The 23,732-nt window shown below is 68.0% G+C and carries 22 protein-coding genes; 11 read left to right on the top strand and 11 right to left on the bottom strand.

The genetic code is table 11. The features are described 5' to 3' along the window. Window position 1 precedes the first annotated feature (1 nt). From K2W61_RS03140 to ruvA, 4 genes are all read left to right on the top strand, one after another. Window positions 2-241, top strand: a complete 240-nt coding sequence (locus K2W61_RS03140; protein ID WP_006217670.1) for a helix-turn-helix domain-containing protein — start codon at window positions 2-4, stop codon at window positions 239-241. A gap of 102 nt (window positions 242-343) precedes the next feature. Further along, the gene (gene purH, locus K2W61_RS03145) at window positions 344-1,933 is read left to right on the top strand and encodes a bifunctional phosphoribosylaminoimidazolecarboxamide formyltransferase/IMP cyclohydrolase (protein ID WP_236755040.1); all 1,590 of its coding nucleotides are present in this window, start codon (window positions 344-346) and stop codon (window positions 1,931-1,933) included. Beyond that, complete coding sequence (ruvC, locus tag K2W61_RS03150; RefSeq protein ID WP_175131237.1) at window positions 1,933-2,481, top strand: crossover junction endodeoxyribonuclease RuvC; 549 nt, start codon at window positions 1,933-1,935, stop codon at window positions 2,479-2,481. Before purH ends, ruvC begins: the two co-directional genes overlap by 1 nt. A gap of 91 nt (window positions 2,482-2,572) precedes the next feature. Continuing rightward, a complete protein-coding gene (gene ruvA, locus K2W61_RS03155) occupies window positions 2,573-3,145 on the top strand; it encodes a Holliday junction branch migration protein RuvA (RefSeq protein ID WP_175131236.1) in 573 nt (190 codons plus the stop codon). A 22-nt stretch (window positions 3,146-3,167) separates the two neighbouring features. Here the strand turns inward: ruvA and K2W61_RS03160 are convergent, their stop codons facing one another. The 5 genes from K2W61_RS03160 to K2W61_RS03180 form a co-directional block, all read right to left on the bottom strand. Next, on the bottom strand, window positions 3,168-4,088 hold the full coding sequence (locus tag K2W61_RS03160; RefSeq protein WP_236755041.1) for a complex I NDUFA9 subunit family protein: 921 nt from the start codon (window positions 4,086-4,088) through the stop codon (window positions 3,168-3,170). 115 nt (window positions 4,089-4,203) lie between these two features. Further along, window positions 4,204-5,169 (bottom strand): threo-3-hydroxy-L-aspartate ammonia-lyase, encoded by a 966-nt coding sequence (locus tag K2W61_RS03165; RefSeq protein ID WP_175131234.1) that lies wholly within the window; start codon window positions 5,167-5,169, stop codon window positions 4,204-4,206. A gap of 91 nt (window positions 5,170-5,260) precedes the next feature. Beyond that, entirely contained in the window at window positions 5,261-6,334 is a 1,074-nt protein-coding gene (gene ruvB / locus K2W61_RS03170; protein WP_175131233.1) for a Holliday junction branch migration DNA helicase RuvB, read from the bottom strand. A gap of 96 nt (window positions 6,335-6,430) precedes the next feature. Continuing rightward, on the bottom strand, window positions 6,431-7,969 hold the full coding sequence (risK, locus tag K2W61_RS03175; RefSeq protein ID WP_236755042.1) for a sensor histidine kinase RisK: 1,539 nt from the start codon (window positions 7,967-7,969) through the stop codon (window positions 6,431-6,433). After that, a complete protein-coding gene (locus tag K2W61_RS03180; protein ID WP_175131231.1) occupies window positions 7,969-8,670 on the bottom strand; it encodes a response regulator in 702 nt (233 codons plus the stop codon). The genes risK and K2W61_RS03180 overlap by 1 nt, the downstream gene beginning before the upstream one ends. Before the next feature lie 259 nt (window positions 8,671-8,929). Between K2W61_RS03180 and K2W61_RS03185 the strand changes: the two genes are divergently transcribed. After that, window positions 8,930-10,201 (top strand): fimbria/pilus outer membrane usher protein, encoded by a 1,272-nt coding sequence (locus K2W61_RS03185; protein WP_419761630.1) that lies wholly within the window; start codon window positions 8,930-8,932, stop codon window positions 10,199-10,201. Window positions 10,202-10,294: 93 nt separating this feature from the next. Beyond that, window positions 10,295-12,124 carry a DNA helicase RecQ gene (recQ, locus tag K2W61_RS03190; protein WP_175131230.1) on the top strand — a complete coding sequence of 610 codons (1,830 nt, stop codon included), beginning with the start codon at window positions 10,295-10,297 and terminating at the stop codon, window positions 12,122-12,124. 91 nt (window positions 12,125-12,215) lie between these two features. Here recQ and K2W61_RS03195 read toward each other — a convergent pair whose 3' ends face one another. Both K2W61_RS03195 and K2W61_RS03200 read right to left on the bottom strand, forming a co-directional pair. Next, window positions 12,216-13,271: a cytochrome d ubiquinol oxidase subunit II gene (locus K2W61_RS03195; RefSeq protein ID WP_175131229.1), complete on the bottom strand. Its 1,056-nt coding sequence runs from the start codon at window positions 13,269-13,271 to the stop codon at window positions 12,216-12,218. Next, complete coding sequence (locus K2W61_RS03200) at window positions 13,268-14,611, bottom strand: cytochrome ubiquinol oxidase subunit I (RefSeq protein ID WP_175131228.1); 1,344 nt, start codon at window positions 14,609-14,611, stop codon at window positions 13,268-13,270. The genes K2W61_RS03195 and K2W61_RS03200 overlap by 4 nt, the downstream gene beginning before the upstream one ends. A 136-nt stretch (window positions 14,612-14,747) precedes the next feature. On the opposite strand from K2W61_RS03200, the gene K2W61_RS03205 reads away from it, so the two are divergent. The 4 genes from K2W61_RS03205 (at window position 14,748) to minE (ending at window position 18,852) form a co-directional block, all read left to right on the top strand. After that, window positions 14,748-16,514, top strand: a complete 1,767-nt coding sequence (locus tag K2W61_RS03205) for a glutamine--tRNA ligase/YqeY domain fusion protein (protein WP_175131227.1) — start codon at window positions 14,748-14,750, stop codon at window positions 16,512-16,514. Window positions 16,515-16,689: 175 nt separating this feature from the next. After that, complete coding sequence (minC, locus tag K2W61_RS03210; protein ID WP_175131226.1) at window positions 16,690-17,595, top strand: septum site-determining protein MinC; 906 nt, start codon at window positions 16,690-16,692, stop codon at window positions 17,593-17,595. 180 nt (window positions 17,596-17,775) lie between these two features. Continuing rightward, complete coding sequence (gene minD / locus K2W61_RS03215) at window positions 17,776-18,591, top strand: septum site-determining protein MinD (protein ID WP_175131225.1); 816 nt, start codon at window positions 17,776-17,778, stop codon at window positions 18,589-18,591. 3 nt (window positions 18,592-18,594) lie between these two features. Next, on the top strand, window positions 18,595-18,852 hold the full coding sequence (gene minE / locus K2W61_RS03220) for a cell division topological specificity factor MinE (protein WP_006393143.1): 258 nt from the start codon (window positions 18,595-18,597) through the stop codon (window positions 18,850-18,852). Window positions 18,853-18,982: 130 nt separating this feature from the next. On the opposite strand, the gene K2W61_RS03225 is transcribed toward minE, so the two are convergent. From K2W61_RS03225 to K2W61_RS03240, 4 genes are all read right to left on the bottom strand, one after another. Continuing rightward, the gene (locus tag K2W61_RS03225) at window positions 18,983-19,207 is read right to left on the bottom strand and encodes a glycine zipper 2TM domain-containing protein (RefSeq protein ID WP_175131224.1); all 225 of its coding nucleotides are present in this window, start codon (window positions 19,205-19,207) and stop codon (window positions 18,983-18,985) included. Between the two features lie 190 nt (window positions 19,208-19,397). After that, on the bottom strand, window positions 19,398-19,931 hold the full coding sequence (locus tag K2W61_RS03230) for an isochorismatase family protein (protein WP_175140963.1): 534 nt from the start codon (window positions 19,929-19,931) through the stop codon (window positions 19,398-19,400). A 200-nt stretch (window positions 19,932-20,131) separates the two neighbouring features. Beyond that, entirely contained in the window at window positions 20,132-21,805 is a 1,674-nt protein-coding gene (gene ettA / locus K2W61_RS03235; RefSeq protein ID WP_175131222.1) for an energy-dependent translational throttle protein EttA, read from the bottom strand. 94 nt (window positions 21,806-21,899) lie between these two features. After that, a complete protein-coding gene (locus tag K2W61_RS03240; protein WP_236755043.1) occupies window positions 21,900-22,826 on the bottom strand; it encodes a DMT family transporter in 927 nt (308 codons plus the stop codon). Window positions 22,827-22,924: 98 nt separating this feature from the next. On the opposite strand from K2W61_RS03240, the gene K2W61_RS03245 reads away from it, so the two are divergent. After that, the gene (locus tag K2W61_RS03245) at window positions 22,925-23,713 is read left to right on the top strand and encodes an AraC family transcriptional regulator (protein ID WP_175131220.1); all 789 of its coding nucleotides are present in this window, start codon (window positions 22,925-22,927) and stop codon (window positions 23,711-23,713) included. Window positions 23,714-23,732: the final 19 nt, after the last annotated feature.

Below are 23,732 nucleotides of genomic sequence, written 5' to 3' on the forward strand. Positions count from 1 at the left end.
GATGAGCAAGAAAGATGTCCTGGAAGAATGCGTGCGCGCCAGCCTGGAGCGCTATTTCGAAGACCTGGGTGAATCCGAGCCCCACGACATGTGGGACATGGTGATGCGCTGCGTGGAGCGCCCGGTGCTTGAAGTGGCGTTGGAACGGTCTGGCGGCAATCAGTCGCGGGCATCCGAAATGCTGGGCATCACCCGCAACACCCTGCGCAAGAAGCTGCTGGCCCACAACATCCAGGTATAGAGCATTGCCGCGCGGGCGGGCCGGCAGGCGCGCCCGCTTCACCGATTTCCCATCCCGACCTGAAGCGAGACAGGCGTACGCGCCCCACTCCCGTCCCTCACCATGAAAATCGAAACCGCCCTGCTTTCGGTGTCCGACAAGACCGGCATCGTTGAATTTGCCCGCGCCCTGGCCGCGCGTGGCGTACGCCTGCTGTCGACCGGCGGCACCGCCCGCCTGCTGGCCGACGCCGGCCTGACCGTCACCGAAGTGGCCGCCCATACCGGCTCGCCCGAGATCCTGGACGGCCGCGTCAAGACGCTGCACCCGAAGATCCACGGCGGCCTGCTGGCCCGCCGCGACAGCGCCGAGCACATGGACACCATCAAGGCGGCCGGCATCGATCGCATCGACATGCTGGTGGTCAACCTGTATCCGTTCCGCGAAACCGTGGCCAAGCCCGATTGCACGTTCGCCGACGCGGTCGAGAACATCGACATCGGCGGCCCGGCCATGCTGCGCGCCGCCGCCAAGAACCACGGCACCGAGGCCGGTGGCGTGACGGTGGTGATCGACCCGGCCGACTATTCGCGCGTACTGTCCGAAATGGACCAGGGCGGCGCCACCTCCTACGGCCTGCGCCTGGCGCTGGCCGCCAAGGTCTACGCCCACACCGCCGCCTACGATGGCGCCATCGCCGCCTACCTGACCAGCCTGACCGAGGCCGAGCCGGCGCAGGATGCCGTGCCGGCCCGCCAGGAATGGCCCGGCACGCTGACCCTGCAGGTCAAGCAACAGCAAGCGCTGCGCTATGGCGAGAACCCGCACCAGAATGCGGCGTTCTACGTCGACGCGCAACGTCCCGCCGGCCTGCTGGGCAACTACCGCCAGTTGCAGGGCAAGGAACTGTCGTACAACAACATCGCCGACGCCGATGCCGCCTGGGAATGCGCGCGCAGCTTCGAGGCGCCCGCCTGCGTCATCGTCAAGCACGCCAACCCCTGCGGCGTGGCCGTGGCGGCCGACACCCTGGGCGCCTACCAGCAGGCCTTCAAGACCGACCCGACCTCGGCCTTCGGCGGCATCATCGCCTTCAACCGCCCGGTCGACGCCGCCACTGCCGAAGCGGTCAGCGCCCAGTTCCTGGAAGTGCTGCTGGCGCCCGCCTATGACGGCGCGGCGCTCGCCATCCTGGCCGCCAAGAAGAACGTGCGCGTGCTGGAAGTGCCGATGGGCACGGGCCAGAACGCCTTCGACGTCAAGCGCGTCGGCGGCGGCTGGCTGGTGCAGACGCCGGATGCCTACAACGTGCCGCGCGACGCCCTGAAAGTGGTCACCAAGCGCCAGCCCACCGAGCAGGAAATGAACGACCTGGCGTTCGCCTGGAAGGTCGCCAAGTACGTCAAGTCCAACGCCATCGTGTTCGTCGGCGGCGGCATGACGCTGGGCGTGGGCGCCGGCCAGATGAGCCGCATCGACTCGGCCCGCATCGCCTCGATCAAGGCCGAGAACGCCGGCTTGACGCTGAAGGGCTCGGCGGTGGCCTCGGACGCCTTCTTCCCGTTCCGCGACGGCCTGGACGTGGTGGTGGCCGCGGGTGCGACCTGCGTGATCCAGCCCGGCGGCAGCGTGCGCGATGACGAAGTCATCGCCGCGGCCGACGAGCACGGCATCGCCATGGTGCTGACCAGCACCCGCCACTTCCGCCACTGATGCGCGTCCTCGGCATCGATCCCGGCTTGCGCCGCACCGGCTTCGGTGTGATCGATGCCGACGGCCCGCGCCTGCGTTACGTCGCCAGCGGCACCATCGTGGTGCCGCCGGCGCTGACGCTGTCCGAACGCCTCAAGGTCATCCTGGACAATCTGCGCCAGGTGGCGCGCGACACGCAACCCGACGTGGCCGCGCTGGAAATCGTCTTCCTGAACACCAATCCGGCCTCCACCCTGCTGCTGGGCCAGGCGCGCGGCGCGGCGCTTTGCGCGCTGGCCGACAGTTCGCTGGCGGTGCATGAGTACACCGCGCTGCAGATCAAGAAGGCGGTGGTGGGCACCGGCCGCGCCGCCAAGGAGCAGGTGCAGATGATGGTGCAGCACCTGCTGGCGCTGGACGGCACGCCCGCCCCCGACTCGGCCGACGCCCTGGCCTGTGCCATCTGCCACGCCCACGTCGGCCCCTTGCAGGACAAGCTGACGCAACTGGGCACCCGCCTGAGCCTGGGCGGCAGAACCCGCATGCGCAACGGCCGCCTGCTCGGCTGAGGCGGGCCCGCCCCCCGGCGCGCGGACCCGTATAGAATCCCCGCATCCGCCGCGACTGACGCGGCCCCTCTTTTGCCAGGCCACTGCCACCATGATCGGACGCATCACCGGAACCCTGATCGAGAAACTGCCGCCCACTGTGTGCGTGGACGTCAACGGTCTGGGCTATGACATCGACGTGCCCATGAGCACGCTGTATTCGCTGCCGGAAACCGGCGCGCGCGTCACCTTGTATACGCACCTGACGGTGCGCGAAGACGCCCACATCCTCTATGGCTTCGCCACCGCCGGCGAACGCAGCGCCTTCCGCGAGCTGATCAAGGTCAGCGGCATCGGCGCTCGCACCGCGCTATCGGTCCTGTCGGGCCTGTCGGTGGCCGATCTGGCCCAGGCCATCACGCTGCAGGAATCGGGCCGCCTGACGCGCGTGCCGGGCATCGGCAAGAAGACCGCCGAACGTCTGCTGCTGGAAATGCGCGGCAAGCTGGGCGCGGACATCGGCGCCAGCGCGCACGCGGTGCAGGACAACCAGTCCGACATCCTGAATGCGCTGCTGGCGCTGGGGTACTCCGAGAAGGAATCGTTGTCGGCCCTGAAGACGCTGCCGGAAGGCGTCGGCGTGTCGGACGGCATCAAGCAGGCCTTGAAGGCGCTGGTGCGCTGAGCGGCGCGCCCGGACCGCGCCCCTATCGCGCCGGCGCCAGGTAACCGGGCGCCACGGCCTCCAGGCCGGTCGGCACCACGTTCAATTCGGGCGCCATCGGCGCGCCGCAGACGTTGTCGCTGCGCAGGGAATCGAGATTGTCGCGCGACATCAGCGGTTCGCCCGGCAGGCATTCGAACAGCAAGGCCTGCATGCGGCCCACGCCCATCGGCATGCCCACCACGGGCCGCGGATGGCCACTCCAGGCCGCGCACAGGCGCGCGATCTCGCCCAGGGTGTAGACCTGCGGCCCGCCCAGCTCGTAAGTCTTGCCGCAGGTATGCGTATCGCCCAGCGCCGCCAGCATCGCCGCCACCACGTCGCCCACATACACCGGCTGCATGCGCGCATTCGCGCCGGCCAGCGGCAGCACCGGCAGCCAGCGCGCCAGACGCGCGAACAGGTTGGTGAAATTGTCATCAGGCCCGAACACCACCGACGGGCGGAAGAGGGTCCAGCCGCCTTCACGCCAGCCGGCCAGTTCCTGCTTGATGGCGGCCTCGCCATCGCCCTTGGAACGTTGGTACATGCTGGCGCCGCTGGAATCCGCCCCCAGCGCGCTGACATGCAGCAGCCGGCGCACGCCCTGGCGGCGGCAGGCGCGCGCGATGCGTTGCGGCAGGTGCACGTGCGCCTTCGCGAAATCGGAACCATAGGGTCGGCCGGCATTGCCGTGCAGGATGCCGACCAGGTTGACCACGGCGTCGCAGCCGCGCACGAGGCGATCGAGCGCGTCGTCGTCATGCACGTCGCTGTCGACCAACGTGACGGTGGGCAGGATCTGGAGTTCGCGCCCCTGGCCGTAGCGGCGGGTGGGCACCAGGATCTGGTGCTGCCCGCCCGACAGCCGGGCGATGAGATGACGGCCGATGAAGCCGGTGCCGCCGATGACAAGGATACGCATGTAGCAGCCCCTGTTCTTCAGGATTCAGGCCCGATTCTGCCTTGCACCGGCCGCATCCGCAAGCGCGCGGCCAAAGCGCCGGACGATATCCCGCCGGCGCTCCGGCCTGGCCGGGTCAGCCCGCCAGCAACTTGCCGTAGGCCGGAAGGTCGACGTTGCCGCCGCTGATGATGACGCCCACGCGCGCGCCGCGCACCGGCACCACCCCCTGCAGCACGGCCGCGGCCGCCAGGCAGCCGGTGGGTTCCACCACCATCTTCATGCGCTCGGCGAAGAATTTCATGGTCGAGACCAACTGCTCATCCGTCACCGTGACGATGTCGCGCACGTACTTCTGGATGAGGGGGAAGGTCAGATGGCCCAGATGGGTGGTGGCGGCGCCATCGGCCAGGGTCTTGGGCGCCTGGATGCGGACGATCTCGCCCTTGCGCAGCGATTGCTGGCCGTCGTTGCCGGCTTCCGGCTCGACGCCATAGACCAGGCAGCGCGGACTGAGCGCGAACGCCGACAGCGCCGAGCCCGACAACAGCCCGCCGCCGCCCAGGCACACGAACAGGTAATCCAATTCGCCGACGTCCTCGAACAGCTCCTTGGCCGCGGTGCCCTGCCCCGCGATCACGTCCTCGTGGTCGTACGGCGGAATCAGCGTGGCGCCGGTCTCGGCCTGAATGCGGCGGGCGATTTCCTCGCGATCTTCGGTGTAGCGGTCGTAGGTGACGATCCGGCCGCCGTAGCCCTCGGTGGCGGCACGCTTGGCCGCGGGCGCATCCAGCGGCATGATGATGGTGGCCTGCACGCCCTGCAGCTTGGAGGCCAGCGCAATCGCCTGCGCATGGTTGCCCGACGAAAACGTGACCACGCCGGCGGCACGCTGCTCAGGGGTCAGGCGCGCGATGGCGTTGAAGCCGCCGCGGAACTTGAACGCGCCCATGCGCTGGAAGTTCTCGCACTTGAAGAACAGCGAGGCGCCGGCGATGGCGTCGGCGGTGGTCGAGGTCAGCACCGGCGTGCGATGCGCATGGCCGGCCAGGCGCTCGCTGGCGCGCGCGACGTCGTCGAATGAAGGTAGTTCGGGCAGCATGGAAGCAGTCCTTGGATCGCGGAGAAAGTCGGAAACGAAACCTCCGGATCATAAACCCGCCGGCGCCGCTGCCCCGGGATGCCCGAGCGATTTACTTGCCGAACAGCTCGCCGCTGCCGCTGGCTGAGCCCGCGGGCGGGGTCAAGCCCAGGTGGCGCCAGGTGCTCAGGGTGGCGGTGCGGCCGCGCGGCGTGCGCTGCAGATAGCCATGCTGGATCAGGTAGGGCTCGATCACGTCCTCGATGGTGTCGCGTTCTTCGCCGATGGCGGCGGCCAGGCTGTCGACGCCCACGGGGCCGCCGTCGAACTTGTGGATGATGGCCTCGAGCAGCTTGCGGTCCATCAGGTCCAGGCCTTGCGGATCGACCTCGAGCATGGCCAGGGCGCGGCCGGCGACATCGGCGTCGATCGTGCCGCCCGCCTTGACCTCGGCGTAGTCTCGCACGCGCCGCAGCAGGCGGTTGGCGATGCGCGGCGTGCCGCGGGCGCGGCGCGCCACCTCGGCGGCGCCATCCGGCGTGATGATGGCATTGAGCAGGCCGGCGCTGCGGGTGACGATGCGGCCGAGGTCGTCGGCGTTGTAGAACTCCAGCCGCGAAACGATACCGAAACGGTCGCGCAGCGGGTTGGTGAGCATGCCGGCGCGGGTGGTGGCGCCGACCAGCGTGAACGGCTGCAGGTCGAGCTTGACGCTGCGCGCGGCCGGGCCTTCGCCGATCAGGATGTCGATCTGGAAATCCTCCAGCGCCGGATAGAGGATTTCCTCGACCACGGGAGACAGGCGGTGGATTTCGTCGATGAACAGGACGTCGTTCTTTTCCAGGTTGGTCAGCAGCGCGGCCAGGTCGCCGGGACGTTCGAGCACGGGGCCGGAGGTCTGGCGCAGCTGCACGCCCATTTCGTGCGCGATGATGTGGGCCAGCGTGGTCTTGCCCAGGCCCGGCGGGCCGAACAGCAGCACGTGGTCCAGCGCCTCGCCGCGCTTGCGGGCGGCGGCGATGAAGATCTCGAGCTGTTCGCGCGCACGCTGCTGGCCGACATACTCCTGCAACGCCTTGGGACGCAGGGCGCGTTCGATCGACTCCTCGTTGGGCGACGCCGGCTGCGGCGCCACGATGCGGGGCGCGTCGGGACGAGAGGAAAGCGAATCGGACTGGATGGCCATGGTGCGGAAACAACAGAATGCTGAGCGGGATGCTGCATCGTACCGTAACCGCCGCACGCGGCGCCGGCGCCGGGTGCAAAACGCGCCCGGGCCGGATCAGCCGCCGTCCGCGACCGGCAGCTTGACCCGCACGCACAACCCGCCCGACCCGGCCTGCAGCAGTTCCAGCGAGCCGCCGTGGGCGCGGGCGATGGCCTCGGCCAGCGCCAGTCCCAGGCCGACGCTGCCGGTGCGGGTACGGGCAGCGTCCAGGCGGCTGAACGGCCGCAATGCCTCCTGGCGGCGTTCCGGCGCGATGCCCGGGCCATGGTCGGCCACGTCCAGCACCGCATCGCGGCCTTCGCGGCGCAGGCTGACATCGACCGGGGGCGCGCCGTGGTTCAGGGCGTTGCCGATCAGGTTGTCGAGCAGCCGGCCCAGGGCGACGGCATCGCCCTGCACCACCAGCGCATCATCGCCGTCGTAGGTCTTGAGCTGGATGTCGGTGCCCGCGCCACGCCAGGCATTGACGCGCTCGGTGAGCCAGTCGGGCAGCGCCATCGAGGCGTAGCGGTAGGCCGCCGGATCGGTGCCGCGCACGAAACCGATGAACTGGTCGACCATGTGCTGCATGTCCTGCAGGTCGGTGCGCAGCCCCTCCTTGAGGGCGGAATCGTCGGCCAGTTCGATGCGCAGCCACATGCGCGACAGCGGCCCCTTCAGGTCGTGCGGCAAACCCGACAACAGCGTGCGCCTGACCGAATCGGACTCGGCCAGCGCGTCCAGCATGGCGTTGAAGCGCTCGCCCAGCACGCGGGTTTCGTGCGGACCGGAGGGCTCGACCCGCTGCGGCTGGCCGGCGGCCAGGCGATCGGCAGCGTCGGCCAGGCGGGTGATGGGCCGGGTGATATGCCACGAGAAGCCCACCGCCAGCAACAGCAACAGGCCCAGGCCGCCGAGCCAGGCCGCGACCAACGGCGTGGCCACGGGCGGATCGAGACGGTCGAGCGGGATGACCAGCCATTCGCGCAGGCGCGGCGCGTCCTCGGTGGCCGGGTTGGGCGCCAGCGAAATGAAGATTTCCGGCGTGGGTCCATGCGACAGCGCGACGCGGGTGCCGTCGTTCAGGCGCTCGTTGAGCTGCTGCACCAGCCCGCGCAGATCGCGGCGGATGTCGTCGGGCTCGGGTTTGTGGCGGCGCACATATTCTTCACGTTCGCGCTGACGCGCGCGCTCGGCCGCCTGCTCGTCGACCTCGCGCTCGTCGCCGCGCATGTCCGGCGGCAAAGGCGGCCCGTGGATCTGCGCGTTCGGCAGCGGCGGCCGCGGCAGATTGCGCGGCGGCGGACGGCGGCCATTGAAACGTTGCAGCTTGGCTTCGGCCGGCAATACCCGCGACCACAGCCGCCACTGGTTCTGCGAGGCGGCGCGCACGAAATCGGCGCGGTCCTCGGCCGGCACCTGCGACACGGCCGCGCGCAGGGTACGGATGGTGGTGGTGATGTAGCCGATGGCCACGTCTTCCATGAACTTGTGGCGGAAGTACGAGACGGTCACCAGCGTCGCCGCCTGCGTCAACAGCACCGAGCCGAGAATCAGGAGAATCAGCCGCGCCCGCAGCGAGCGCGGCACCAGGGAACTGGCGGAGAAGCGCATCAGGGCGAGAACCGGTAGCCGATGCCCCAGACGGTCTGGATCCAGCGGGGTTGCTTGGGGTCGTCCTCGATGACGCGGCGCAGGCGCAGGATGGCGATATCGATGGCGCGGTCGTTGCGTTCGCCGGCGTCGTCGTCACGCGCCAGCGCCAGCAGGCGTTCGCGTGACAGCGGCTTGCCGGCATTGCGCACCAGCGCCTCGAGCAGGTTGATTTCGCCGCCGGTGAGCTTGACCACCGTGCCGTCGCGCGAGAGCTGGCGGGTGGAGGGGTCGAACAGGAACGGGCCGAAGGTGACCGGCGCGTCCTTGGTCAGCGCCGAGGGGCCGCGCTTGCGCCGCAGCACGGCCTCGATGCGGGCCAGCAATTCGCGGGGATCGAAGGGCTTGCCGACGTAGTCGTCGGCGCCAGCCTCCAGGCCGATGATGCGATCCACCGCCTCGTCGCGGGCGGTCAGCAGGATCACGGGGATGTCCTCGCCCTGTTCGCGCAGGCGGCGACAGGCATCGGCCCCGTCGCCGCCCGGCAGCATGCGGTCCAGCACCAGCAGATCGGGGGCATAGCGGGTGATGCGCGACGGCAGGTCGCTGGCGTCCGGCGCCAGCAGCGTGTCGTAGCCATGGCGGTTCAGGTAGTCGGCCAGCAGTTGCCGCAGGGCCGGGTCGTCGTCGACGACCAGCAGCTTGGTGTGGGGATTGTCCATGGATGCCATAGTGGAGCCGTCCGACGTCGGCGGCAAGAGCCGGGAAATCATCTGAAATATACCTGTTGCACGATGTTTGGCGCGGATGCCGGCCCATTGGCGCCGACATGGCACGGCAATCGGACTGGCCCTAAAATACCGCCCATTGCCCGCGCATACGCTGGTCGGGTTTACTAAAAATCGTTTACAGCGGCGGCAACGTCCCCTTTCTACACTGTCGGTTATGGTCGCCCCTGCACATTGGCGCAAACGGTTATTGCTGCACACGGTATTCGTGGCTGGACTGGCCAGCCCTATGATGCCGGCGTTCGGCAGCGCGTCGGCCGTCTCCACATCCGCTGCGCCGGTGCCAGCCTACATCGCGCGCGGCATCGGCGTGCTGTCGCCAGTGCAGCCGGTGCCGGTGCGGCCGGCCACCTCGATGGCCTCGCGGGCGGTGCCGCTGGACCCGGCTCCCTGCGAAATGCAGACGAGCGAGCCGGCCATGGACACCAGCGTGGCCGGCAGCGACGCCGAAGTGATACCGGGGACAGGGCCGACCCTGTCCGGCGATGCCGCCGCCGGCCCGCTGGGCTGCGACACCGCCGAGATCGCCGCGGCCCCGGCCGAAACGCCCGACTATACGTTCGACCTCGAAAGCGGGGACATACCCCGGCCGCCAGTGGTCGTCATCTCCGGCGTGTCGCGCCCCAGCCGCCCCTGGTTTGCCTCGGTCAGCGGCCAGGACGGCCTGCGCTACGACGGCGACCGCAGCTGGACCTACCGCAACCTCAGCGGGCCGTCGTTCGCGGTGGGCAATATCAGCGCCAATGCGCCCGCCTGGGGCAGCAGCGCGCCGGTCGGCGGGCTGCAGATCTCCAACCTGCAAAGCAGCACGGCACCGCTGGCGGAGGGCGCGTTCGGCTATTCGTCGTCGCTCGGACGGCTCAACCGCATGGACCCGGCCGCCACCTCGGGAGCGGTCGACTATGGCGCCTCGGTCGGGAATGGCACGGTGCGCTACGGGCTGACGCCGGTGCTGACACTGGAAGGCCAGATGCAGAGCGCGCCATCGCTGACCACCCGCGGCCTGGGCACCACCTACTCCGCCGGCGACTACGGCACCTTCCAGGCCGGCGCCACCCAGAGTTCGTTCGATGCCACCAACGCCTGGCGCTACCGCTTCGGCTACCGCGTCGACGTGGCCGATATGGTCAATCTGGGCTACACCAACGAACAGATCGGCGCCGGTTTCGGCGACCTGTCCACCTATACCGGCGGCGTGGCCAGCGCGCCGCAAACCCGCAACACCTTCTCGGCCGGGGTGCCCATCACCGGCTGGGGCACTTTGAGCGGCACCTATTCGGGGCTGCACGAAGGCTCGGCGCAGGCCGAACAGCGGTTCGGCCTGAGTCACAGCATGTTCGTGGCGCCGCGGGTCAAGCTGGCGGTGGGGGCCGATCGCGACATCATTTCGGGCCATTACGAGTGGCGCGCCAATCTCAGCATGCCGGTGGACGCCTTCATGCGCGGCACGTGGCTGAGCTGGTGAATCGGCGGGCCGACGGACGGAAATGTCCAGCCGCGCCCGGGCGGCCGGATTTGCGGCTTAAAATCCCCGCCATGATGCTCACGGCCTACCCCCATGTCTGACACGCGCGCCCTAGGTGTCCTGCAGCGCGTTTTCGGTTACGAATCCTTCCGCGGCGACCAGCAAGCCATCGTCCAGCAAGTCATCGACGGCGGCGACGCGCTGGTGCTGATGCCCACCGGCGGCGGCAAGTCGCTCTGTTACCAGATTCCGTCGCTGGTGCGCGCGGGCACCGGCATCGTCGTGTCGCCGCTGATCGCGCTGATGCAGGATCAGGTCGACGCGCTGACCGAACTCGGCGTGCGCGCCGCCTTCCTGAATTCGACCCAGGAATGGCGCGTGGCCCGCGACGTCGAGCAGGCCTTCCTGGCCGGCGAGCTCGACCTGCTGTATGTGGCGCCCGAGCGCCTGCTGACCGACCGCTGCCTGCAGTTGCTGGAACGCGGCAACATCGCCCTGTTCGCCATCGACGAGGCCCACTGCGTCTCGCAATGGGGCCACGACTTCCGGCCGGAATACCTGGGCCTGTCGATGCTGCACGAGCGCTGGCCCGACGTGCCGCGCATCGCGCTGACCGCCACCGCCACCGCCGAGACCCGCACCGAAATTGCCCAGCGCCTGTCGCTGACCGACGCGCACCATTTCGTTTCCAGTTTCGACCGCCCCAACATCCGCTACCGCATCGTCGAAAAAAACGAGGTGCGCAAGCAGTTGCTGGACATGATCCGCACCGAACACGAAGGCGAATCCGGCGTGGTCTACGCCCTGTCGCGGGCGCGGGTCGAGGAAACGGCCGAATTCCTCTGCAACCAGGGCATCGACGCCATGCCCTATCACGCCGGGCTCAGCGCGCAGGTGCGGGCCGCCAACCAGGCGCGCTTCCTGCGCGAGGACGGCGTGGTCATGGTCGCCACCATCGCCTTCGGCATGGGCATCGACAAGCCCGACGTGCGCTTCGTGGCCCACATCGACCTGCCCAAGTCGGTCGAGGGCTATTACCAGGAGACCGGCCGCGCCGGCCGCGACGGCCTGCCCGCCACTGCCTGGCTGGCCTACGGCCTGCAAGACGTGGTGCAGCAGCGCCGCATGATCGACGAATCCCCCGGCGACGACGCGTATCGCCGCCGCCTCGGCCAGCAGTTGGACGCCATGTTGGGCCTGTGCGAAACCGTGGAATGCCGGCGGGTGCGGCTGCTGGCGTATTTCGGCCAGCACATCAGCGCCTGCGGCAATTGCGATGTCTGCCTCGACCCGCCCCAGGCCTGGGACGGCACGGTGGCCGCGCAGAAAGTGCTGTCGGCGGTGTACCGGCTCTGGAAGGAACGCGGCCAGCGCTATGGCGCCGGCCACATCATCGACATCCTGCGCGGCAAGGTCACCGAACGCACCAGGCAGCATGGCCACGAAACCCTCAGCGTGTTTGGCGTGGGCGAAGACCTGAGCGACACGGCCTGGCGCGGCGTGCTGCGGCAGCTGCTGGCGCAGGGCCTGCTGACGGTCGACAACGAAGGCTATGGCACGCTGGCCCTGACCGAAGGCAGCCGCGCCGTGCTCAAGGGCGAGCGCCAACTGATGCTGCGGCGCGAATCCGAAAAGAAGACCCGCTCCGGCAAGACCGGCGGCAGCCGCGCCAAGGCCGCGGCGATCGACCTGCCCGCCGAACTGCAGCCGGTGTTCGAGGCGCTGCGCGCCTGGCGCGGAGAAGTGGCCAAGAGCCACGGCGTGCCGGCCTATGTCATCTTCCACGATGCCACGCTGCGCGAGATCGCGCTGGCCCAGCCGGACTCGATGGACGCACTCAGCCACATCAGTGGCGTCGGCGCGCGCAAGCTGGAAGCCTACGGCGAGGAAATCCTGCAGCGGGTGGCGCGGCCGGTGCTGTAGCGCCGGGCGCCGGACGGCATCCGCGCGCCGGGGTGCGGGACCAAGACGCGCCGGCACGGCTGCCGGCCGCCGGCGTATCCCGCGGCAGCGGTCAAGACGACGGCGGCGGCAACAGCGGCACGGGCGCGCGCTCCTTGCCGAACACCGAGCGGTAGGCCAGGATATTGAACACCAGCACCACCGGGATCCCCACCACCGCGCCGGCCATCACCAGCCGCATCGAGCCCAGCGCGCCGGCGCCGTCCCACAGCGTCATGTCGTCCAGGATCAAGTAGGGGAACAGGCTGTAGGCCAGGCCGCTCAGCATCAGCAGGAACAGCGCCACGCATAGTACGAACGGCAGCCAGCTGAAGCGGTCGGCGCGGCCAGGCAGGCGCGCCAGCAGCATTTCGGCGGCGACAAAGCCCGCCAGCATCAGCAGCCAGACGGTGGCCGCGAGGCTCAGGTGGGCGATGTTGCTCCACTTGTAGAAGATACCGGCGTTGGCCAGGCCCAGCGTGACGGCAATGGCGACCATGCCGACGGCAGTCCAACGGATCGCGTGGCGCGCCCAGTTGGCGGCGCGGCGTTGCAGGTCGCCATCGACCCGCATCACCAGCCAGGACGCGCCCAGCAGCACATAGGCAGCCACCGCGCAGAGGCCGACGAACAGCGCGAACCAGCCGTAGCCGGCATCGGATTGGTAGCCGGTGGCGATGCGCCCCAGCAGCATGCCCTGGCCGAAGGCGGTTATCAGCGAGCCGGCCCAGAAGCCGAGAATCCAGCGCGGCTTGGCCTCGGTGCGGGCGCGGATGCGGAATTCGAACGCCACACTGCGCAGCACCACCCCCAGCACCATGAACGTGAGCGGCCCGTACAGCTTGCCCAGCACGGCGCCCCACGCGAACGGGAAGGCCGAGGCGAACAGGCCCATGCCCAGCAGCAGCCAGAACTCGTTGGCATCGCGCCAGGGACTCAGCAGGCTCATCATGCGCCCCCGCTCCTGCTCGGGCGCCAGTTGCAGCAGGATCCCCACGCCCAGGTCGAAGCCGTCCAGCACCACGCCCGCGGCGATGACGATGAACAGCAGGCCCATGAACGCGAGCGGCATCCAGAAGGAGGGATCGTCGGGGCTCAACCCCTGCGAAGCCGCGAGCATGGCAATCATGGCGTGCCTCCACCCAGTTTGCGCACCGGCACCACGCCGTAGCGGGCCGCGTGGAACAGCATGCCGGCGAAGGCCGCCAGCAGCAATGCGTACAACAGGCCGTAGCCGGCCAGGCCATAGAGCACGGTGCTGGAGGACACGCTGCCCAGCACCTCGGATTGCGTGACCGTGCCGTTGACGACGAAGGGCTGCAGACCGATCACGGAAACCCACCAGCCGGCCACCACGGCGATGCCGCCCGAGAACATCATGCCGCACAGCACGCGCTGCCACCATGGCGGCAGCACCGCGACGTCCATGCCGCGGCGCCAGGTCCACAGGAAGGTGACCCAGGAAACGGCCAGCATCAGCAGGCCCAGCCCCGCGGCGACCCGCAGCGACCAGAACGTCAGCGCCACCGGCGGCAGCATGCCCGAGTACTTGTCCAGCCCCTGGTAGGTACCGTCCTCGTTGCGGTGCAGCCACATGCCGCCGGCATTGCGCAGGGTCCAGTCCGCCACGTTGGTGTGGGCGCGGGCGTCGGGCCAGCCGAACAGCACCAGGTTCGGCTCGCTGCCGCTTTCCCAGTAGCCAGCGGCGGCGGCAGCCTTGGCCGGTTGGTACTTGGCCATTGTCTGGCCGGCGCCGACGGCCACGGGCAATTGCAGCACGGCGGCCAGCGCGGCGATGACCAGGCCAGTCTTGAACGTGGCACGCTCGCCGTCGCCAAGCGGACGACGCAGCGCTTGCAGCGCGGTCACGCCCATCATCAGGAAGGCGGCGGCCAGGGCCGCGCCCACCACCACCCCCGCCAGGCGCCAGCCGACGGAGGGGTTGAGCACCACCGCGGCCCAGTCGTAGACCTGGTAGCGGCCATCGACCAGCACCGCGCCATCCGGCGTCTGCATCCAGGATTGCAGCGCCAGCACCCAGAACAGCGCCACCAGCTGGCCGACCGCCACCATCAGCACCGCCAGGGTATGGATGCCATCCGACACCCGGCGCTGGCCGAACAGCATGACGCCGAGGAAGCAGGACTTGAGAATGAAGACCGACAGGATGCCGTAGCCCAGCAGCGGGCCGGCGACGTTGCCGATCTTGTCCATCAGCCCGGACCACAAGCTGCCCAGCTGGATCAGCACCGGCACGCAAGCGGCCAGCGTGAGCACGAACGACAGGGCGAAGATGCGGACCCAGAAGCGATAGGCGGCGGTCCAGCCGCTGCGTCCCGAAACGCGGGCGCGGATCTTGAAGAACAGCAGAACCCAAGCCAGCGCCAGGGCCACGGCCAGGAACAGCGCCAGGAAGCTCAGGCTGGCCACGAATTGCGCGCGGGCCAGGGAAAGGGTGGAGATATCCATGATGGCCCGTAGTGTAGAGCCAGTTACATGACAATGGGGGCCGGTTTGAAACCGCTTGCAGCGGGCCAAAAAGGGCTCGCCGCGGGAACGTGGCAAAATTGACGCTTTGTCGCTGCTTTTTCCTATTCTTTCAAGAATGACCTCCGCCACGACGCCGACCCCCGCCGCATCAAATTTCCTGCTCAACATCGTTGAAGACGACCTGCAAGCCAACCGCTTCCAGGGCAAGCGTTGGGCGGGCAAGCCTGGGCCGGCCGCCGTGCAGCAGCAGGGCGAGCCCGATCCGGCAAAGATCCGCACCCGTTTTCCGCCGGAGCCCAACGGCTACCTGCACATCGGCCACGCCAAGAGCATCTGCGTGAACTTCGGCCTGGCCCGCGACTTCGGCGGTGTCTGTCACCTGCGCTTTGACGACACCAACCCCGAGAAGGAAGACCAGGAATACGTTGACGCCATCATCGAGGCGGTGCATTGGCTCGGCTTCGACTGGAAGGCCGATGGCCGCGACAACCTGTATTTCGCCAGCGACTACTTCGGCTACATGTATGAATTCGCCGAGGCGCTGGTCGAGGCCGGCCACGCCTATGTCGACGAACAGAGCCCCGACGAGATCCGCGCCAACCGCGGCACCCTGACCGAACCCGGCACCGACTCGCCCTGGCGCAACCGCCCGGCCGCCGAGTCGATCGCGCTGCTGCGCGAGATGCGCGACGGCAAGCACCCGGACGGCAGCCTGGTGCTGCGTGCCAAGATCAACATGGCCTCGCCCAACATCAACCTGCGCGACCCGGTCATGTACCGCGTGCGCCACGCCACCCACCACCGCACCGGCAACCAGTGGTGCATCTACCCGATGTACAGCTGGGCCCACCCGGTCGAGGATGCGCTCGAAGGCATCACCCACAGCGTCTGCACGCTGGAGTTCGAAGACCAGCGGCCGTTCTATGACTGGATCCTGGAACGCCTGGCGGAACTGGGCAAGCTGGCCCGGCCGCTGCCGCACCAGTACGAATTCGCCCGCCTGAACCTGAGCTACGTGGTCACCAGCAAGCGCAAGCTGCTGCAACTGGTGCGCGAAGGCCACGTGGACGGCTGGGACGATCCGCGCATGCCGACCATTTTCGGCCTGCGCCGCCGTGGCTACACCCCGGCCTCGATCCGCCTGTTCTGCGACCGCACGGCGGTGTCGAAGTCGGATTCGCGCATCGACTACAGCCTGCTGGAACAGGCCGTGCGCGACGACCTGGATCCGATCGCGCCGCGCTCGGTGGCGGTGCTGGACCCGCTCAAGCTGGTCATCACCAACTATCCGGAAGGCCAGACCGAGCTCTGCACGGCGCCGCGCAATCCGCACGATCCGGATGCCGGCGTGCGCGAATTCCCGCTGTCGCGCGAACTCTGGATCGAGCGCGACGATTTCCGCGAGGAAGCGCCGAAGAAGTATTTCCGCCTGTTCCCGGGCAACACGGTGCGCCTGAAGTACGGTTATGTGGTGCGCTGCACCGGCTTCACCAAGAACGAGGCGGGCGAGGTGGTCGAAGTGCAGGCCGAGTACCTGCCGGACACCAAGAGCGGCACGCCGGGCGCGGACAGCGTCAAGGTCAAGGGCAATATCACCTGGGTCAGCGCCGCCCATGCGGTGCCGGCGCAGATCCACCTGTACGACCGCCTGTTCGCGGACCCGCGCCCGGACGGCGGCGACAAGGACTTCATCGCTTGCCTGAACCCGAACTCCAAGCAGACGGTAACCGCCTGGCTGGAGCCGGGCACGATCGCCACGCCGGGGGCCACCTGGCAGTTCGAGCGCCTGGGCTACTTCACCGCCGATCTCAAGGACTCGACGGCGGAAAAGCCGGTGCTGAACCGCGTGGTGACGTTGCGGGATTCCTGGGCGCAGGGTTGATCCGCCGCGCGGTCGGTTTTCCAGGGCCGGCCGCGCCGCTATCCCCCGCACAGCCCGGGGTTTTTCCCCTTGGCGAAGCGATTGCGCGGGCCCGCGGCGGGTTATCATGCCCGACATTCCGCAGCCGGTTGCGCGCGCCCCTTCCAGGCGCCCCGAACCGCCAGCCCCAATCAAGATGAACACTGAATCCCTAGCCCTGGACTTCAAGAGCGCCACCCTGTATGCCATCCGGGTGGTCCTGCACAGCGCCGACCCCGAGCGCCTGAACGCCGCGCTGGCCAAGCGCATGGCCGATGCCGGCAGTTTCTTCGAGAACGAGCCCGTGGTCGTCGACGCCAGCCGCGTCGAAGAGACCATTGACTGGGACGCGCTGGTCGCCGCCCTGCGCGCGCACAACCTGCCCCCCATCGGCGTGGTGGCCGAGGGCGCCAACCTGGACGCGGCCCGCGCCGCCGGCCTGACGCCCGTGGAACTGTCCACCCCTTCGGCCCGGCCGGCGCAAGTGATCGACACCGCGCCGCCCAACGACGTGGCGACGCCGGTGCCGTCCGTGCCGGCGGCCGCGGTCGAGATCGCGCCCGCCCCCACTGCCACACCCTCTGCCGCCGCCGAAGGCGCCATCGACGCCGGCCAGGCAAAGGACAAGGCCGCGGAGCAACCCGCCCAAGCCGCCGATCCGCTGCCCGGGCGCGCCGCCGCCAGCACCACGTCGGCGCCCAGCCCGACGCCGGCCGCGCCCCAGTCTTCGTCGGCCCTGGTCATTACCCGGCCGCTGCGCTCGGGCCAACGGGTCTATGCGCGCCATACCGACCTGGTCGTGATCGGCATGGTGAGCCAGGGCGCCGAAGTCATCGCCGACGGCAACGTGCACGTGTACGGCCCGCTGCGCGGCAAGGCCATGGCCGGCGCGCGCGGCGACACCTCGGCACGCATCTTCACCACGCATCTGGATGCCGAACTGCTGGCCGTGGCCGGCGTGTACCGCGTGGTGGAGGACAAGCTGGACCGGTCGCTGCACAACCAGCCCGCGCTGGTGCGCCTGGACGGCGATACCCTGCGCATCGAGGCGCTGAAAGCCTGACATGGCGCACCCGCGCCGCGGCCCCATGATGGGCGCCGCCGATCCCGGCCCGGGCCGTTCCTGCAAGCCACGGTTGCATCAACGCAATCCGCGCGCATTCAACACATTCTGTAAGAAGCCTTACACGGGCTTTTTGCTTTACGATAACGCGATTTATTCGAACATAAGGGTTTGATCGTCATGACACGCATTGTTGTGGTGACTTCCGGCAAAGGCGGCGTGGGCAAAACCACGACGAGCGCCAGTTTTTCCGCGGGCCTCGCGATGCGGGGCCACAAGACCGCTGTCATCGACTTCGATGTCGGCCTGCGCAACCTCGATCTCATCATGGGCTGCGAGCGCCGCGTGGTGTACGACTTCGTCAACGTGATCCAGGGCGAAGCCACGCTCAACCAGGCGCTGATCAAGGACAAGCAGCTTGAAAACCTGTTCATCCTGCCGGCCTCGCAGACGCGCGACAAGGATGCGCTGACGCAGGAAGGCGTGGAAAAGGTCATCAACGACCTGAAGGAAATGGGCTTCGACTACATCGTCTGCGACTCGCCCGCCGGCATCGAAACCGGCGCGCTGATGGCGGCCTATTTCGCCGACGACGCACTGGTCGTGACCAACCCCGAGGTTTCGTCGGTACGCGACTCCGACCGCATCCTGGGCATCCTGGCGGCCAAGTCCAAGCGCGCCGTCGAGGGTGACGAACCGGTCAAGGAATACCTGCTGCTGACGCGCTACAACCCCAAGCGCGTGGTCGACGGCGAAATGCTGTCGCTGGGCGACATCGAGGACATCCTGCGCATCAAGCTGATCGGCGTCATTCCCGAATCCGAAGCCGTGCTGCAAGCCTCCAACCAGGGCCTGCCCGCCATCCACCTGAAAGACACCGACGTCTCCGAGGCCTACAAAGACGTCGTGGCCCGCTACCTGGGCGAAGACAAGGCCCTGCGCTTTACCGATTATGAAAAGCCGGGTTTCCTGAAGCGCCTGTTCGGAGGCAAGTAAGCAATGTCCTTCCTGTCGTTTCTGCTTGGTCAAAAGAAAACTTCCGCGTCCGTCGCCAAGGAACGGTTGCAGATCATCCTGGCCCACGAGCGGGGCCGCGGCGACTCGCCCGACTACCTGCCGCAATTGCAGCAGGAGCTGATCGCGGTGATCTCGAAGTACGTGAAGATCAATCCCGAAGACATCAAGGTGCACCTGGAACGCCAGGACACCCTGGAAGTCCTGGAAGTGAAGATCGAGATGCCGCAAAGCGAGTCTTGAAGCGTTCCGCGCGCCGCTGGCCGGCGCCGGACTCGGGCGCTCGCGGCGCCCGCAACGAAAAACGCCCGGCGATGCCGGGCGTTTTTGCGTCTGGCGCCGTCGCACAGGCGGCGGCGCGGGGCGCCGTGGCTCAGTGCTTGCCCACCTGGTCGCCAATGACACCGCCGATGGCCGCGCCCCCCACCGTGCCCAGGATGCCGCCATTGGTGATGACAGCACCCGCCACACCGCCGAGCGCCGCACCGCCCACCGTGCTTTTCTGACGGTGGCTCATGCTGTCCCACGACGAGCATCCCGCCATTGCGGCGGTCATGGCCACAGCGACACAGATTTTGGAAAGAGATGCGATTTTCATGATGAGGCTCCTATTCTTGTCCCCGGGGCCGCACCTGAGTCCTGACGCGAGCGCACGATACCCCTTATGGGTTTGGAATCTCCAGGATCGCAAAATATCCGTGCGCGGGGTGTGAAGTTTGCCCAGGAATTGTGTCAAAGGGCGAGGGAATCTTTGCGACTCCCCGGGACAATGTTGCAGCTGGCACCCCCTATTTGACCAGACGTAACACGTCCCGAAACCGCGCATGCTCGCAAGTTTCCATCCATTCGAAGATCGCCATTTCGGTGGTGACGATCTCGGCGCCATGGGCACGCGCGCGGCGCAGCGCGGCATGGTGGTCGGCGGGCTTGCGCGAGCCGGCCGCATCGGTCACCAGCACCGCCTTGTAGCCCATTTCAGTCAGGCCGATGACGGTCTGCAACACGCAGATGTGCGCCTCGCAACCGGTGACCAGCACGGTTTTGCGCGCGGCCGGCAGCCAGGCATCGAAGCCGCGTTCGCGCGTGGCCGCGAAGTGCATCTTCTGGAAGGTGGACTGCACCAGTTCGGCCAGCGGCGCCACCGTGACACCGAGCATCTTGCCGTGATGCTCGGTGGCGACCACCGGCACCTCCAGCAGCCGCGCGGCCCGCGCCAGCTTGGCGTTGGCCGCCACCACCGCGTCGCCGTCGTGGATCGCCGGCATCAGGCGCCCCTGCATATCGACGATGAGCAGCGTGGAATCGGAAGCTTGCAGCAGCATGGGGATCTCCTGGAATCTTGAGAACGGCCTGATCGCGCCGCATCGGCGGGCCACCGCCTGCGCGACGCCATAGCGCTCATGATATCGCGGCAGGCTCGCCGGTCTGCCTGCCTGGCGCCAGGACCGTCACCCGGGCCCAGGCCGGCAAAAAAAAATCCCGGCGCAATGGCCGGGATTCTCAGGCTGACTGGCAGGCGCGCTTACTTCAGCGCCTTGTAGCGCAGGCGCTTGGGCTTGGCGCCCTCTTCGCCCAGGCGGCGCTTCTTGTCGGCTTCGTACTCCTGGTAGTTGCCGTCGAAGAACACCACTTGCGAATCGCCTTCGAAGGCCAGGATGTGCGTGGCGATACGGTCCAGGAACCAGCGATCGTGGCTGATGACCATGACGCTGCCGGGGAACTCCAGCAGCGCGTCTTCGAGCGCGCGCAGCGTTTCGACGTCGAGGTCGTTGGACGGTTCGTCCAGCAGCAGCACGTTGCCGCCGGCGATCAGCGTCTTGGCCATGTGCAGGCGGCCGCGTTCACCCCCCGACAGTTGGCCGACCACCTTGTTCTGGTCGCCGCCCTTGAAGTTGAAGCGGCCCAGGTAGGCGCGCGAGGACATTTCGAACTTGCCCACGGTGAGCAGGTCAGCGCCGTCGGCGACCGCGTCGAACACGGTCTTCTTGTCTTCGAGCGCATCGCGCGACTGGTCGACGTAGGCCAGCTTGACGGTCTGGCCGATCTTCACTTCGCCCGAATCGGGCTGCTCGCGGCCCGCGATCATGCGGAACAGCGTCGACTTACCGGCGCCGTTGGCGCCGATGATGCCGACGATGGCGCCCGGCGGCACCTTGAAGCTGAGGTTGTCGATCAGCAGGCGGTCGCCGTAGGCCTTGCTGACGTTGTTGAATTCGATGACCTCGTTGCCCAGGCGCTCACCCACCGGAATGAAGATTTCCTGGGTTTCGTTGCGCTTCTGGTATTCGTAGGACGACAGTTCCTCGAAGCGGGCCAGGCGCGCCTTGGCCTTGGCCTGGCGGCCCTTCGGGTTCTGGCGCACCCACTCCAGTTCTTTCTTGATGGTCTTCTGGCGGGCCGATTCGGACGACTCTTCCTGCTTGAGGCGGTCTTCCTTCTGTTCCAGCCACGAGCTGTAATTGCCCTTCCAGGGGATGCCGTAGCCGCGATCCAGTTCGAGGATCCACTCGGCCGCGTTGTCCAGGAAGTAGCGATCGTGGGTCACGCCCACGACGGTGCCCGGGAACTTGTGCAGGAACTGTTCCAGCCATTCGACGCTTTCGGCATCCAGGTGGTTGGTCGGTTCGTCCAGCAGCAGCATGTCGGGCTTGGACAGCAGCAGGCGGCACAGCGCCACGCGGCGCTTTTCACCGCCGGACAGGTTGCCGACGATGGCATCCCAAGGCGGCAGGCGCAGCGCGTCGGCGGCGATTTCCATCTGATGCTCGATGTCGTCGGCGCCGCTGGAAGCGGCGGCCGCGATGATGGCTTCCAGCTCGGCCTGCTCGGCGGCCAGCGCGTCGAAGTCGGCGTCCGGCTCGGCGTAGGCGGCGTAGACCTCGTCCAGGCGCTTCTTGGCGGTGACCACCGCGCCCAGGCCTTCTTCAACCGCCTGGCGCACGGTGTGCTCGGGGTTGAGCTGCGGCTCCTGCGGCAGGTAGCCGATATTCAGGCCCGGCATGGGGATGGCTTCGCCTTCGATCTCGCGATCCACACCCGCCATGATCTTCAGCAGCGTCGACTTGCCCGAGCCGTTCAGGCCCAGCACGCCGATCTTGGCGCCAGGAAAAAACGAAAGGGAGATGTCACGCAGGATCTGCCGCTTGGGCGGCACGATCTTGCCGACGCGGTTCATGGTGTAGACGTATTGGGCCATGGGCTCGTATAGGGTAAGAAAGCTGAAGAATCGTTGATTGTAGGCCGGAACCCGGACAGGCGCGCGCCGCATCCCGGCCCGCGCCCGCCGCGCCCTACGACGCCGCCCGAGCCCGCCGTGAGCCGGCGAATGGCGCGCGCATCTGTGCCAGCATCACGCCGGCCAGCGCCATCGCGCCGCCGACGATATGGAACAGATGCGGCTTTTCGTCCAGGAACAGCGCCGCGATCGCCACCGTGGCCACCGGCATCAGGTTCAGGAACACGCTGGCGCGCGCCGGCCCCAGGTGGCGCACGCCCTGCATCCACAGGAACGGCGCGAACAGCGACGGGAACAGGCCGGCATAGAGCACCAGCGGCAGGTTGTCGCCATTGAGCGGCGAGGCCGGCGCCATCAGGAAAGCCGGCAACTGGAACAGCACGCCAAACGCCACCTGCACGTACAGCGACACCCACGGCCCGGCCGGCAGGCCCCAGCGCCGCAGCAGCACGCCGTACAGCGCATAGGCCAGCGCCGCCACGCCCATCAACACGTCACCGTGGTTCGCGCCCACCGCCAGCAACCGCGCCGGATCGCCTTCGCCGATCAACAGCGCCAATCCCGCCAGCGACAGCAGGCCGCCCAGCAGCGCCATCACGGAAGGCCGCTCCCGCAGCACCACGGCGCTGACGGCGATGGTCAGCAGCGGAATCATCGCGGTGATGATGCCCATATTGGTGGCGGTGGTGCTGCCGGCCGCCACATACGCCAGGCCCTGGTACAGCGCCATGCCCAGGCCGCCGAGCACCGCGAACTTGGGCAGGTACGGCCACAGCGCGCGCCGCTGGCGCCAGGCGGCCGGCAACGCAAAAGGCGTCAGCAGCAGCCCCGCCAGCGCCCAGCGGTAAAAGCCGATGGCGGCGGGCGCGATCACGCCGGCCGCCATCTTGGTCACGATCATGTTGACCGACCAGATCAGCGCCGCCAGCAACGGAAACAGCAAATAGCGGGCGGGAGAGGGCGAAACAGCAGCGCGGGTCATGGAAAAACAGCCAGAGCGGAAAGATGGCTGGCCAGTTTAGGATCTGTCCGACTCGCTGTATATAATGAAAAACCGACAAACTCCACCGAACTTCGGACATGGCCCCTGCCGTTTCCCCGCCCGACCTCGGCCCGGCGCGGCCCTATCCGCTGGCCTGCCGCATCCTGCACTTCCTGCCGCACTCGCGCATCCAGCGCCATGCCTCGCCGTGGGGCGAATTGAATTTCGCGCTGTCCGGCATCATGGAAATCGGCATCGAGGACTCGACCTACCTGTCGCCCCCGCAGTACGCCATCTGGATACCACCCGGCGTACCGCACTGCTGCCAGAACCAGGTCGAAGTGCACTACGCCTGCATCGACATCCCCGCCGCCGCCTGCGCCGACCTGCCCGCCACGCCGTGCACGCTGGAGATCAGCCCGGTCATGCGCGCTATTCTGGCCGACTTCGAACGGCGCGGCATCGCCTATCCAGATACGCCGGAAGACCGGCGCCTGGCCCAGGTCGTCATCGACCAGATCCGCGTCGCGCGCGTCTACGCCAGCTATCTGCCGTCCACCACCGAGCCCGTGTTGGCGTCCGTCCTGGCCGCGCTGCAACGCCAACCCGGCGACAAGCGCGGCGCCGCCCATTGGGCCGCCACCGCCGGCATCACTGAACGCACGCTGCTGCGCCACTGCCAGCAGCACTTGGGCATGTCCTTCAATGAATGGCGGCAACGCCTGCGCGTGGTCAGCGCGCTCGAACGGCTCGACGCCGGCCAACCCGTGCAGGCCGTGGCACGCGAACTCGGCTACAGCACCCCTTCGGCCTTCATCGCCATGTTCCAGCGCTTGACCGGCCAGTCACCCGACACGGCCCGCAAGCGCGCCGCCGCGCCCGCCTGAAGCAACCTCGCGGCCACCC

Source organism: Achromobacter pulmonis (genome assembly GCF_021733725.1).
In the GTDB taxonomy this organism is placed as follows: domain Bacteria; phylum Pseudomonadota; class Gammaproteobacteria; order Burkholderiales; family Burkholderiaceae_B; genus Achromobacter; species Achromobacter pulmonis.